The sequence below is a fragment of the Candidatus Arsenophonus triatominarum genome, from assembly GCF_001640365.1.
Lineage (GTDB): Bacteria > Pseudomonadota > Gammaproteobacteria > Enterobacterales > Enterobacteriaceae > Arsenophonus > Arsenophonus triatominarum.
Genome location: NZ_LWMI01000006.1, coordinates 58,064 through 70,224, shown reverse-complemented (window position 1 = coordinate 70,224; position 12,161 = coordinate 58,064). Strand labels below are relative to the sequence as shown.

14 protein-coding genes and 7 pseudogenes are annotated in these 12,161 nt (G+C 35.4%); 15 read left to right on the top strand and 6 right to left on the bottom strand.

The window, feature by feature from the left end; genetic code table 11:
- Positions 1–203: 203 nt before the first annotated feature.
- Positions 204–956 (top strand): L,D-transpeptidase family protein, encoded by a 753-nt coding sequence (locus tag AYJ55_RS02985; protein WP_063654171.1) that lies wholly within the window; start codon positions 204–206, stop codon positions 954–956.
- Here the strand turns inward: AYJ55_RS02985 and AYJ55_RS02980 are convergent.
- A pseudogene (locus AYJ55_RS02980) lies at positions 927–1,693 on the bottom strand (class II glutamine amidotransferase). The gene AYJ55_RS02985 and the pseudogene AYJ55_RS02980 overlap by 30 nt on opposite strands.
- 96 nt (positions 1,694–1,789) lie before the next feature.
- Positions 1,790–2,368, bottom strand: coding sequence for a D-sedoheptulose 7-phosphate isomerase (gene lpcA / locus AYJ55_RS02975; RefSeq protein WP_063654629.1), 579 nt, complete (start codon positions 2,366–2,368; stop codon positions 1,790–1,792).
- A gap of 398 nt (positions 2,369–2,766) precedes the next feature.
- Between lpcA and AYJ55_RS02970 the strand changes: the two genes are divergently transcribed.
- Positions 2,767–3,132: an IS630 transposase-related protein gene (locus tag AYJ55_RS02970; RefSeq protein ID WP_063653415.1), complete on the top strand. Its 366-nt coding sequence runs from the start codon at positions 2,767–2,769 to the stop codon at positions 3,130–3,132.
- A gap of 19 nt (positions 3,133–3,151) precedes the next feature.
- Here the strand turns inward: AYJ55_RS02970 and AYJ55_RS02965 are convergent, their stop codons facing one another.
- The 3 genes from AYJ55_RS02965 to AYJ55_RS02955 are packed head-to-tail and all read right to left on the bottom strand — an operon-like array spanning position 3,152 to position 4,459.
- Positions 3,152–3,613, bottom strand: a complete 462-nt coding sequence (locus AYJ55_RS02965) for an IS630 family transposase (protein WP_063654041.1) — start codon at positions 3,611–3,613, stop codon at positions 3,152–3,154.
- A 23-nt stretch (positions 3,614–3,636) separates the two neighbouring features.
- Positions 3,637–4,125: an IS630 family transposase gene (locus AYJ55_RS02960; protein WP_063653499.1), complete on the bottom strand. Its 489-nt coding sequence runs from the start codon at positions 4,123–4,125 to the stop codon at positions 3,637–3,639.
- Entirely contained in the window at positions 4,094–4,459 is a 366-nt protein-coding gene (locus AYJ55_RS02955) for an IS630 transposase-related protein (protein WP_063653415.1), read from the bottom strand. Before AYJ55_RS02955 ends, AYJ55_RS02960 begins: the two co-directional genes overlap by 32 nt.
- Positions 4,460–4,525: 66 nt before the next feature.
- On the opposite strand from AYJ55_RS02955, the gene AYJ55_RS02950 reads away from it, so the two are divergent.
- The 3 genes and pseudogenes from AYJ55_RS02950 to AYJ55_RS02930 form a co-directional block, all read left to right on the top strand.
- Positions 4,526–4,750: a hypothetical protein gene (locus AYJ55_RS02950; protein WP_162505276.1), complete on the top strand. Its 225-nt coding sequence runs from the start codon at positions 4,526–4,528 to the stop codon at positions 4,748–4,750.
- A 189-nt stretch (positions 4,751–4,939) separates the two neighbouring features.
- Positions 4,940–6,433 (top strand): annotated as a pseudogene (locus AYJ55_RS35450) (acyl-CoA dehydrogenase domain-containing protein); the annotation flags it as partial.
- Positions 6,434–6,723: 290 nt separating this feature from the next.
- A pseudogene (locus tag AYJ55_RS02930) lies at positions 6,724–7,017 on the top strand (LysR family transcriptional regulator); the annotation flags it as partial.
- Positions 7,018–7,027: 10 nt separating this feature from the next.
- Here the strand turns inward: AYJ55_RS02930 and AYJ55_RS35445 are convergent.
- A pseudogene (locus AYJ55_RS35445) lies at positions 7,028–7,715 on the bottom strand (transposase).
- A 31-nt stretch (positions 7,716–7,746) separates the two neighbouring features.
- On the opposite strand from AYJ55_RS35445, the gene AYJ55_RS34400 reads away from it, so the two are divergent.
- The 10 genes and pseudogenes from AYJ55_RS34400 to AYJ55_RS32535 all read left to right on the top strand — a co-directional run bounded on the left by AYJ55_RS34400 (position 7,747) and on the right by AYJ55_RS32535 (position 12,135).
- Positions 7,747–7,998 carry a LysR substrate-binding domain-containing protein gene (locus AYJ55_RS34400; protein WP_074167885.1) on the top strand — a complete coding sequence of 84 codons (252 nt, stop codon included), beginning with the start codon at positions 7,747–7,749 and terminating at the stop codon, positions 7,996–7,998.
- A gap of 67 nt (positions 7,999–8,065) precedes the next feature.
- Positions 8,066–8,305: pseudogene (locus AYJ55_RS34395) on the top strand (LysR substrate-binding domain-containing protein); the annotation flags it as partial.
- A 611-nt stretch (positions 8,306–8,916) separates the two neighbouring features.
- Positions 8,917–9,099: a hypothetical protein gene (locus AYJ55_RS02915; protein WP_063654157.1), complete on the top strand. Its 183-nt coding sequence runs from the start codon at positions 8,917–8,919 to the stop codon at positions 9,097–9,099.
- A 214-nt stretch (positions 9,100–9,313) separates the two neighbouring features.
- A complete protein-coding gene (locus AYJ55_RS35070) occupies positions 9,314–9,541 on the top strand; it encodes an MBL fold metallo-hydrolase (protein WP_063654155.1) in 228 nt (75 codons plus the stop codon).
- Positions 9,542–9,553: 12 nt separating this feature from the next.
- Entirely contained in the window at positions 9,554–9,793 is a 240-nt protein-coding gene (locus AYJ55_RS35065; protein WP_063654153.1) for a hypothetical protein, read from the top strand.
- Between the two features lie 39 nt (positions 9,794–9,832).
- A complete protein-coding gene (locus AYJ55_RS35060) occupies positions 9,833–9,982 on the top strand; it encodes a hypothetical protein (protein WP_342668134.1) in 150 nt (49 codons plus the stop codon).
- 96 nt (positions 9,983–10,078) lie between these two features.
- Positions 10,079–10,450 (top strand): annotated as a pseudogene (locus AYJ55_RS02900) (IS701 family transposase); the annotation flags it as partial.
- A gap of 257 nt (positions 10,451–10,707) precedes the next feature.
- A pseudogene (locus AYJ55_RS02895) lies at positions 10,708–11,355 on the top strand (transposase); the annotation flags it as partial.
- Positions 11,356–11,551: 196 nt separating this feature from the next.
- Complete coding sequence (locus AYJ55_RS32540) at positions 11,552–11,890, top strand: hypothetical protein (protein ID WP_245677260.1); 339 nt, start codon at positions 11,552–11,554, stop codon at positions 11,888–11,890.
- Positions 11,881–12,135 carry a hypothetical protein gene (locus AYJ55_RS32535; protein WP_245677259.1) on the top strand — a complete coding sequence of 85 codons (255 nt, stop codon included), beginning with the start codon at positions 11,881–11,883 and terminating at the stop codon, positions 12,133–12,135. Before AYJ55_RS32540 ends, AYJ55_RS32535 begins: the two co-directional genes overlap by 10 nt.
- Positions 12,136–12,161: the final 26 nt, after the last annotated feature.

Here is a 12,161-nt window from a genome sequence, read left to right as displayed (position 1 = left end):
ATTTTTTAATATATTGAGAACACTTCGCAAAAAGCGATCATTTAAATCATTTTTCCGAAGAATGTCAGAATTTTTGGCAAAATAAGCCAAAAATGACAGGAGACAAAATTATTAATTTTTTAATATAAAAAACTACAATACAAATGTATGATTAATATTTGTGTATTTTTTTGTACAATATATCACTTTATGTATGGAAGCTTATGAAACTCTCTTTTTTTATTAGCATAGGGATCTTTTCCCTGTCATTTTTTATCAATAATAGCTACTCAGCGACAAAGTTATATTATCCATTAGATAGCAGTAATAACGGCAAAAAATATTTAAATAATTCAATATTTATTCAAATTTTCAAAGAAGAAAGACTGCTTGAACTCTATACTAAAAATGAAAAAGGCTTATTTTCACTGTTTAAAAGCTATCCAATCTGTAATTTCTCTGGTGGATTAGGACCTAAGAAAAGACAAGGTGACTTAAAGAGTCCTGAAGGGTTTTATCGCATTACACGCGCACAATTAAAACCTGATAGCAAATATTATCGCGCTTTTAATTTAGGTTTTCCCAATAAATACGACCAAGCTCATGGCTATACTGGCGCTTATTTGATGGTACATGGTGGCTGTAAATCAATTGGCTGCTACGCGATGACTGATCGCTATATAAATGAAATTTATCGTTATGTCGAAAATGCATTACAAAATGGTCAAGATGAAATACAGGTCAATATATATCCATTTAAAATGACTTCTACCAATATGAATCGCCATCGTAATTCACGTTACTATACCTTCTGGCGACAACTGCAACCCGCATATGAATATTTTACTAAAACAAATCAATTGCCGGTAATTAATATTCAGCAAGGACAATACTTAGTAAACAAATTTCCTAACCATCAATCATCGCCAGCTACAGCAGATGAAAGGCTACAATATGCGCTTACCAAAATGGAATAAGACAAAACTCCCCGGCTGAATTCGGTGCCAATTCTCATTACCAGTTAAAGGCTTGGTTGCAATCACTGAGACTATATCAGTTGTTTGCATATGTTGCTGAAAATCGATTTCAATATCATTATCAAGCAATTTTGCCTTACCAAAAGGTGCTTTGCGGGTAAGCCAATGCAAATCAGCTGAGCAATAGGCCACCATATATTGCCCATCTGAAATCAACATATTAAGTACCCCCATCAGTTTTAATTGATCAGCCAGTTTGGCAATAAACCGATATACAGTTAACCAGTTTGTCGGTTTTTTAGGGTATTTTTCTGCCAATTGATATAAAATCCAAAAAAATACCCACTCACTATCCGTCTTTCCAATTGGCCGATAATGCCCTACTGGTAATTTTTTATAACCCTCAAGTTGGCCGTTGTGTGCATAAGTCCAATTTCTGCCCCACAGTTGCCTGATAAAAGGATGGGTATTTTCTAATAACACATCGCCCCGATTTGCCTGGCGAATATGCGCAATAACTGCCTCTGACTTAATCGGGTACTCTTGCACAAAGCGTGCAATAGGCGATTGATAACATGGCTTGGGTTCTTTAAACGTTCGGCAACCTCGACCTTCTAAAAAGTGATCCCCCAACCATCTTTATGTGGCCCAGTCTGGCCTCCTCGCGGGATAAGACCACTTAAACTAAAATTAATATCTGTCGGGACACTAGCACTTATACCAAGCAATTCACACATAATGCCTCCTTTATTATTGCCAGAATGAAATTTCCAAATCTAAGCATAATCACGCTAACTAATCACATCTCTACCCGACAATATTGCCTAGCAATATTATTTCACCATTTCTTTTTCTATTAGCTGAATTAAGATATGGATCACTTTAATATGAATTTCTTGGATCCGATCGGCATAGCCAAAATGAGGTACTCTAATCTCAATATCAGCGGTTCCTGCCATTTTTCCACCCTCTTTACCTGTCAATGTGATCACTTGCATCTTTTTAGCACGTGCAGCCGCGATTGCCTTGATGATATTGCCAGAATTACCTGATGTTGAGAGCGCAAATAATATATCCCCTTCTTTACCTACAGCCTCTATATAACGGGAAAAAACATAGTCATAACCAAAATCATTACCAACGCAAGAGAGATGACTAACATCAGAAATCGCAATTGCTGGATAACCTGGACGATTTTCACGATAACGTCCGGTTAATTCTTCTGCAAAATGCATAGCATCACAGTGCGAGCCACCATTACCACAAGATAATACTTTTCCTCCCGCTTTAAAGGCGTTGGACAAAATAATCGCGGCTTGTTCAATTGCTTCGATATTTTCTCTGTTATTAAGAAAATTGTTCAATGTCACCGCCGCTTCTTTTAATTCAGCACAAATAAGCTCCTGATACATCATTTTTACTCCTAATAAAATATTATTTTTTTAACAATCCCAGTGTAACGGATTAAACTTTATGAAATAAATATCAATACCACTTATCACAACCAAGTTAAGCTCAATAAATAATTTGTGAACTTCATTGTAATTAATATGTAAAAATATTGATAAATAAAATTACATAGATTAAAGATAAGAAAAAAATAGATATGACCTCCGATGATTTGGCTTGATCATAATCAAGGAGTACCATTATGGCTCTACTCACTATTTTTCTATTTATCGGTTTAATCGGAATTCTTTGCTATCACAAAGCAAATCTATTATTTAGTAGCTTAATTATGGCTAGTACTGATTTATGGTATTTTTGGACATTATAGCTAGGCGACTTAATTTTGATTACAAGGTGTGTTATGAGTTATACAATTGATTTTCGACGTAAAGTAATATCTGTAAGGAAAGCCGAAGGTTTAACAATTCGAGAAACTGCGAAACAATTCCGTATTGGAAAAGCGTCTTTAGTACGTTGGCTTAAACGACCAGAGCCAAAAAATTCAACGCCACGTAAGAGGAAGCTCGATAAAAATGCTTTAGCAAAAGATGTGGAACAGTATCCAGATGCTTACCAAAAGGAACGGGCAGAGCGATTCGGTGTTTGTAAAAAGACTATTTGGCAATCCCTTAAAAAGCTGGGATTAACCTATAAAAAAAACTCTATTCCATCCAAAAACCAACGAAAGCGACAGGCTGGCACATCAGCAAAAAAGACAACAGTATAGCTAGGCGACTTAATTTTGATTACAGCATATGTATTAAAAACAGGTCATCGATAGTGCATCCTGTTTCCATCTTTTTACGTTTAGCTTGAGACCATTTATGTTCTATAGGATTTAAATCTGGTGAATACACAGGCAAATATTCTATCTGGTGTCCTGCGTTTATAATTGCCTGTTCAATATTCTTACCTTTGTGAAAGCTAGCGTTGTCCATAAAAATAACAGAATTTTCAGGAAGTTCTGGGAGCAATATTTTTGTGATCCAAACATAAAAAACATCACGATTAATATTGCAATCAAATAATCCGATAGCAAAAAGGGTTGTTCCCAATAAAGCGCCAATAACATTTGTTCTTCCCTTAGCACCCCAGTTTTTCAGGCCAAAACAACGGTGACCTTTTGGGGAATAGCCGTGAGTTCGTGGAGTGTCATGTGAAAAACCACTTTCATCAATAAAAACAACAGATTTATCTTTTTTTTTCATATAGCTAGGCGACTTAATTTTGATTACAGCATATGTATTAAAAACAGGTCATCGATAGTGCATCCTGTTTCCATCTTTTTACGTTTAGCTTGAGACCATTTATGTTCTATAGGATTTAAATCTGGTGAATACACAGGCAAATATTCTATCTGGTGTCCTGCGTTTATAATTGCCTGTTCAATATTCTTACCTTTGTGAAAGCTAGCGTTGTCCATAAAAATAACAGAATTTTCAGGAAGTTCTGGGAGCAATATTTTTGTGATCCAAACATAAAAAACATCACGGTTAATATTGCAATCAAATAATCCGATAGCAAAAAGGGTTGTTCCCAATAAAGCGCCAATAACATTTGTTCTTCCCTTAGCACCCCAGTTTTTCAGGCCAAAACAACGGTGACCTTTTGGGGAATAGCCGTGAGTTCGTGGAGTGTCATGTGAAAAACCACTTTCATCAATAAAAACAACAGATTTATCTTTTTTTTCATACTGTTGTCTTTTTTGCTGATGTGCCAGCCTGTCGCTTTCGTTGGTTTTTGGATGGAATAGAGTTTTTTTTATAGGTTAATCCCAGCTTTTTAAGGGATTGCCAAATAGTCTTTTTACAAACACCGAATCGCTCTGCCCGTTCCTTTTGGTAAGCATCTGGATACTGTTCCACATCTTTTGCTAAAGCATTTTTATCGAGCTTCCTCTTACGTGGCGTTGAATTTTTTGGCTCTGGTCGTTTAAGCCAACGTACTAAAGACGCTTTTCCAATACGGAATTGTTTCGCAGTTTCTCGAATTGTTAAACCTTCGGCTTTCCTTACAGATATTACTTTACGTCGAAAATCAATTGTATAACTCATAACACACCTTGTAATCAAAATTAAGTCGCCTAGCTATATTACGGCTTTTTAAGTCCATCAGCACGGATGCGAAAAATGTTAACGGAGGTTGTTTATCCTTTAGCCCAGCAAGATAAAAAACCCGCTAAAAAGTCACCTGGCGAAACATGTATCAACACGTCTTTAAAGTCGATCCACTTGCTTGTCTCTTATTGTGGGAAAAAATTACTTTTCGCAGGAATGAATTTTGGATTGAATCGTAAAGAACTTATGGCACGTCACCATGATCTGGCTTGTTTGCGGTGGCGATAAAAACTCACGACAGGGTAGATCTATCTTTTTGTTCAAAATTGATTAACAATTAATCGTGTTTTAACCATCTATTCCGTTCCTTATCTCAACCTTCAACATAATTTTGGCAAAATTTAGAAGAAAATAAAAAGGATTTCATCATGGCGCAGATTAATGAGTAACCATTTCGGGTATTAATTTCTTATACATCAAGGCTGGCGTATGTTAATGGAATGTCTTTCCGTCTAACGCCACGGGTGGCTTAAAAAGTGTCGCGCTGGCAATCGGGGCATACTCCTATATTCGCCGTCAATTCAAAGTACCTATTGGAAAAATGGGAGGTATTAAGAGCCTTTAGCACGTATCGCTGCTAATGCTTATTTAATGGATGCCGCTTCAACGTTAATTACGACGGCAATTATATCTGGCGAAAAACCAGCAGTCCTCTCTGCGATTGTGAAATATCACTGTACCCACCATCGAAGCCAAAGAGCCATTATTGATGCGATGGATATTGCTGGTGGTAAAGGAATTTGTATAGGTCCCGCAAATTTTCTCGCTCGCTTTTATCAAAGGGCTCCCATTGCTATCACCGTTGAAGGTGCCAATATTTTAACACACAGTATGATGATTTTTGGCCAAGGGGCTATTCGCTGTCATCCTTATATTTTGCATGAAATAACCGCAACACAAAATAACGATATTATCGCCTTTGATAAATTACTCTTTAGCCATTTAAGTCATGCAATAAGGAACCTATTGCGCAGTTTCTACTTGGGTATAATAACAAACGGCAGAACAAGCAAAGCACCAACAAAAGATAATACTCCACGAGTTTCGCACCAATAAAAAAACGCTCTATTTTTAAGTTTAATTCAGCATAATATACAAATAGATAAAATCTTATAAATTAAAAGCAACTTATTGTAAGTTAAACAAATTTATACGTTTTAGCAACTTGCAAATTAACCATTGCTTTTAAGCCATTTCTGGAATTTTATATGCCTGTGCAAAACTCGTGTACTCGCCGCTTCTATCAGCAATTGAATCGCCAAAGTGCTAATCTTGCCTTACTTGCTGATATTTCTATGGCCGTATTAGGTTGGCGGGTTAAAACGTCGTGAGTGGATTTCTGCCCGTTTAGGCGATATTTTAAGCCACCTCTATTTAACATCCGCCACACTAAAACGTTTTGAAGATGATGGCCGCCCAGCAATGGATTTACCTATTGTTGAATGGGTAATAAAAGATTGTCTATTTCAATCAGAAAAAGCCATGCAAGCACTGCTACGAAACTTTCCCAATCGTCTGGTTGCTATGTTAAGCCGTATTATCATTTTTCCATTGAGTTATCGTTATGCACCACCTAACGATCAACTTGATCATAAACTAGCAAAAATTATGATGACACCATCAGAAACACACGAGCGTATTGGTTGCGGTCAATATATGACGCCAAGTGAGCATAACCCTTATGGCATAATTAATGCCGCATTATCAGATATTATTGCCGCCGAACCAATTTTTGAACGCTTGACCAGTCAAGCTAGCCATAAGCCACACCTTACCAATTTAGATAAACTTGCCGAACAAGTATTCGCCGATGCTAAAATTAGCCAACAAGAAGCTGACATTTTACGTAAAGCAGAAGCTAGCCGTTTAAGATCGACACGAGTTTCGCAATCTCCAATAAAAGAAGTATAAAGTTCAAAACAAGAAAAACACGAGTTTCGCACCAATAAAAACTATTTTTAAGTTTTATTCAGCATAATATATAAATAGACAAAATCTTATAAATTAAAAGCAACTTATTGTAAGTTAAACAAATTTATACGTTTTAGTAACTTGCAAATTAACCATTGCTTTTAAGCCATTTCTGGAATTTTATATGCCTGTGCGAAACTCGTGATTAATAGAGAAAATAAGAATTAAAAATATCTATTTAGCTATAGTCTATTCATATAGGATATAGATAACAGCAGCGAGTTATGTAAATGAAAACTTTTTCCTGGCGTCATATAGAAATTTTTCGCGCGGTCATGACCACCAAAAACCTAACCGATGCAGCACAATTAGTTAGAACATCTCAGCCTACAGTCAGCCGTGAAATTAGTCGTCTAGAAAGTCTGTTACGATTTAAGTTATTTGATAGGATCAAAGGACGGCTATTGCCAACGGCTCAGGGATTAAGGTTATTCGCAGAAGTCGAACGTTCTTATTATGGATTAGAAAGGATCTATAATATGGCGGAAATTATCAGACAATTTGAGGGTGTTCATAATTCTGTGTCAGGGGATTTTATATTTTGGTTATACCATCTAGGCGCCCTTTAAAATAGATGGACAATTGAGCAATGGTTAACGCCCAGTTACTAATCGGCATAGTCCATTTGTTGGATACCTGATTGATGCCAATATAGAGTAATTTTAATAAGCTGTTTTCATTAGGAAAAGCCCCTTTGGTTTTAGTTAATGTCCTAAACTGCCGATGAACCGCCTCTACTGCATTGGTCGTATAAATGGGTTTTCTAAGTGGCTTTAGGGTTGTAGTGGCCAATTTTAGTTGACCACTACAAATATGCGTAATAGCTCCATCTGATATTTCCAGTCCATATAATTCTGCAACATGTTTTTGAATATCACGATAACTCATGTCCTAATGCAAATAACGATAGGATTTTGTTATCAATATCCTCTGATAATTTTGTCTGATTTTTCTTAATGAGCTGAGGCTCAAAAGCACCTGACCTGTCTCTGGGCGTTTTCAGTTCAAATTGACCTGATGTCGATTTAACCGTTTTTCGAGTATAGCCATTTTTACGCGTATCGATTGACGTTGTCAATAGGTAGTGTTCTATTTCTGCCTGCAGGGCAGCTTCGGTCAGCTGTTTTATGAGTGGTGTGAGTATTCCATCCGTACCGAGTAAATTTTTACCTGATTGTAATTGCTTCAACGCTTCATCAAAATTAAATGATTGATTTCTCATATGTCATACCTCTTTTTTTTGAGTTTAAGATATGACAGAGATTTTTGAACACTACCGACAATTTAGAGACACTCAACTTTCAATTGCCTGCTTACCGGTATTTAGTCAGTCGTTATTACCTAAAGCCTGTAAGCGGTTTCTACTCGATTACCCTGAAGTTAACTTTACCATTACCTCTCAAGAGTCACCTATATTAGAGGAATTGCTTTCGGCACAATATTATGATATCGGTTTGACAGAAACATCGGCAGATACCCACCGGCACCTATTGGTGATATTTTGACTAGCCTAAATGAAGTCGTTGTGTTACCTCCTATGCGCCCACTGAGTAAAAAAAATATTTAACTGCTAAAGACTTTAATAATGTTGCTTTTATTAGTCTTTCAATAACGGATAGTTATCGACAAGTCATTGATACATTTTTTGCAGAACAACATATTAGCCGGCGAATGATAATGGAAGTACATAATGATTCCTCTGTTTGTGCTATGGTAAGGGAAGGATTAGGTATATCAATCGTCAACCCATTTACCGTTATCGATTTTTCACAACATGATCCTGATAGCTTTTGCACCAGAACCTTTTATTAAACCCATTCCTTTCACTGTCAATTTAATTAAACCAATGCATCGGCCTTTTTCTGAAATTACCGAACGGTTTATTCAACGCCTAAAAATTACGATTAAAGAATTTGAAACTCAGTTACTGACTGCCTTTGATTATTGATTATTTTTAATCTGATCCATTAACCAACTTAAGTTTATAGAATTCAATAATAATCTTAATATTACTAACTTATTTTTAATTAACACATTGATAATTAAAAATAATTAGATTATTTTTTGATTATTTAATAATCTGTCATGCTGAGACAATAGGATCATTTCCTTAGTTAACTGTTTTATTGATAAATTGTCGATCCACAGTAATACTCTTTTATAAATGGGCGAAATTTGCCGAACTAGCGACTAAAATACTATTTGCTGGATAATTGTGAACATTAATGGTTATTAGAAACAAACTAAATTTTTATGCCACCAAATTTACTGGGGCAATAAAGGTAACAGATCTGGTGAAATCGTGTTGCTATCCAGTGTGGATACTCATTTTATGCCACACTTTACTGTCAATTGTATTATTTTTCTTTGAATTTTTACTATTTGCTATAAGTGATTAAACATTCCGTATTAAGGAAAACATTATGAAAGTTGTTTCCATCATTACAATGGCTACTCTCTTTACTTTCAGCGCATTAGTTCAAGCCACTAATTTGAAAATGTCAGTCTACAATCCAGGTGAAAAAAGTATTTTTCCCGTCTCTTCTGAAATTATTAGTGGTGATCACCAAGCAATCCTTATTGATGCACAATTTCAAAAAAAGTGATGCGGAAGAATTAGTTAATCGTATAAAAAAACTAAATAAAACACGAGTTTCGCACAGGCATATAAAATTCCAGAAATGGCTTAAAAGCAATGGTTAATAAGTTACTAAAACGTATAAATTTATTTAAATTACAATAAGTTGCTTTTAATTTATAAGATTTTGTCTATTTATATATTATGCTGAATTAAACTTAAAAATAGAGCGTTTTTTATTGGTGCGAAACTCGTGTAAAAAACTAACAACAATTTATATTAGTCATTCTGATCCCGATTATTATTTTGCACTAGAGGTCATTACTAATGCTTTTCCTAACGCAAAAGTATTAGCAACTGCCGAAACCGTTAAAGCGATAAAAGCGACCAAAGATGGTAAACTGGCCGATTGGGGACCTATATTGAAAGAACAGGCACCAACCAAGATTATTGTTCCTGATGTGTTATAAGGTAATACATTAGTGGTTGATGGTGAAAAAATTAAAATTCAGGGATCAAAATGTGCCGCACCTGATCGTACTTTTGTCTGGATCCCAAAACTTAAAGCTGTTGTTGGTGGCGTACTTGTCTCTGACAATATCCATGTCTGGACGGCTGATACACAAAGCAAAGCACCTCGCCAACATTGGCAACAAGCCCTAGAAAGTATCAAACAACTTAAGCCAAAAGTCGTTATTCCCTGTCATTACCTTGAACCATAAGCAAAAGATATTACTACCGTTACTTTTACACAAAACTATTTGAAAAAACTAGAAAAAATTTTAGCGAAAAGCAAAAATTCAATTGAAGTTATTGACATGATGCAGCAAGCTTACCCAAATTTAAAGGAGCCTGCTAGTCTTGAATTAAGCGCCAAGGTATTGAAAAGCGAAATGAAATGGCCACAATAATTTCGCGAGGAAAAAATGTCACCAATACACGAGTTTCGCAATCTCCAAAAAAGAAATATAAATTTAAAAACAAGAAAAAATTAGGATGTTCATATTTTGTCCGGTTATTCATGCATTAAAAATATCTATAAAACATTCTTACAAGTAAGCAGTGTAAGATACTCTGGTTTGGCGTTATCAGAAGTAAGCCCATCACCTTTATCTCATGACACTGTTAGCCGATGGCTAAAAAATAGATGTTTTCGACCTAAAGACTTATGGCGATTAGTTCAACCTTCTATAGACAAAAAAAGCCCTTGCATACTAATTGCCGATGATACATTGATTGCCAAAACACGTAGTAAAAAAATAGAGATGGTCCATTATCAATATTCAGGTAATGAACATGATGTTATTGCTGGCATAGGTTTAGTTAATTTACTTTGGCATAATCTAACAACTGTTGAATCAATTCCTATTGATTATCGTATTTAACCTGAGTTCGGGATAAGCGGTAGTTATGAGAAAATAAAAATAGCTCATTTATCAATAAAAACCTTTTAAAATCAATGAAATGATAAAGAAAGTAAAGAATTTTAGTAATGGTAAGTTAAAAAAATAACCTATTCTCTCTTCTAAAATCATGAAAAAAATCAAAATCAAGCACATATTTTATGTAATGCTTTTTAAGTAACTATTTGAATATATGAATAAAAAAATTAAATTCCTTATCCCGAACTCAGGTTATTTATGATAAAGATTCTGATGGAAAAACAAAAAACACGCACTTTTCCGAAATGCTAGCTCTTGCTAAAAAAAGAGGGATCATACCAGAAGCGGTAGTGATGGATGCCTGGTATTCTAGCCTGGATAATCTGAAATCAATTCGCTCTCATGGTTGGGTCTGGGTAACCACGCTGAGGAAAAACAGGATTGCTAACCATAACAAACAACTGAACAAGTTAGACATCTCAGAAGAAGGAACTCCAATACACTTACGAGGCTACGGTTGGGTGACTGTTTTCAAATTTGCAGCCAAAAACGGCCGTATTGATTACATAGTAACAAACAAAGACAATCCCACCCGTCAATACGTCAAATCTATCATGGATGCCCGTTGGTCTGTTGAAGTTTATCATCGAGAAGTTAAACAAAATTGTGGTATTAAACGCTGTCAGGCTCGCACGAGCCGAGCGCAAAGAAATCATATTTTTCTCGCAATTTCTGCGTGGTTTGAACAACATAAACGTCGTATATCTGAAAAAATAACCCTTTATCAACAAAATTGGGACGTAATCAAAAATGCCATTACTGAGCACATCCGTGTTTTATTAGCCTACACGAATTTCGCACCAATAAAAAAACACTCTATTTTTAAGTTTAATTCAGCATAATATATAAATAGACAAAATCTTATAAATTAAAAGCAACTTATTGTAATTTACATAAATTTACACGTTTTAGTAACTTGCAAATTAACCATTGCTTTTAAGCCATTTCTGGAATTTTATATTCCTGTGCGAAACTCGTGCAATAACCTTACACTATATTTTTGATCCTTTCTGTGGTTGGTGTTATGGCGCGTCTCCATTGATAGAAATTGCAGCTAGTCAGCCGAATATTAAACTACAACTTCATGGTGGTGTTATGCTGACAGGCCACAACCGAGTAAAAATAGACGATCAATGGCGTCAATTTTTGTTGGATACTGATAAGCAGGTAGCCGGTATAACGGGACAAGCATTTGGAGATAATTATCACCAAATGTTACAACAAAATGATGTAATACTTGATTCATTACCACCGATAACAGCAATTATTACCGCTAATAAATTAGCAGATAAAGGTTTAGCAATGTTAAAGGCCATCCAAACGCGCACTATATTGATGGTCTTCGGGTTAGTGACGAAAACATTTTATTGCAATTAGCCCAACAGATTGGACTAGACAAACAGTTATTTCAACAAACTTTTGCCATAAATAAAGATGAACCAACAAACAAGCATATCCAATCAAGTCGTACCTTATTACATCAAGTTGCTCGTTCCGGTTTTCCGACCCTAATTGCTCAGCATAATGAAAACCTGATGGTAATAAATTTAGATAAATATTTTACTCAACCACAACTATGGCAAAAATATCTGGAAAATTTATCGGCGGCTTCCTTATCATAAAAATTATTTATGCTTTTCCATGGATG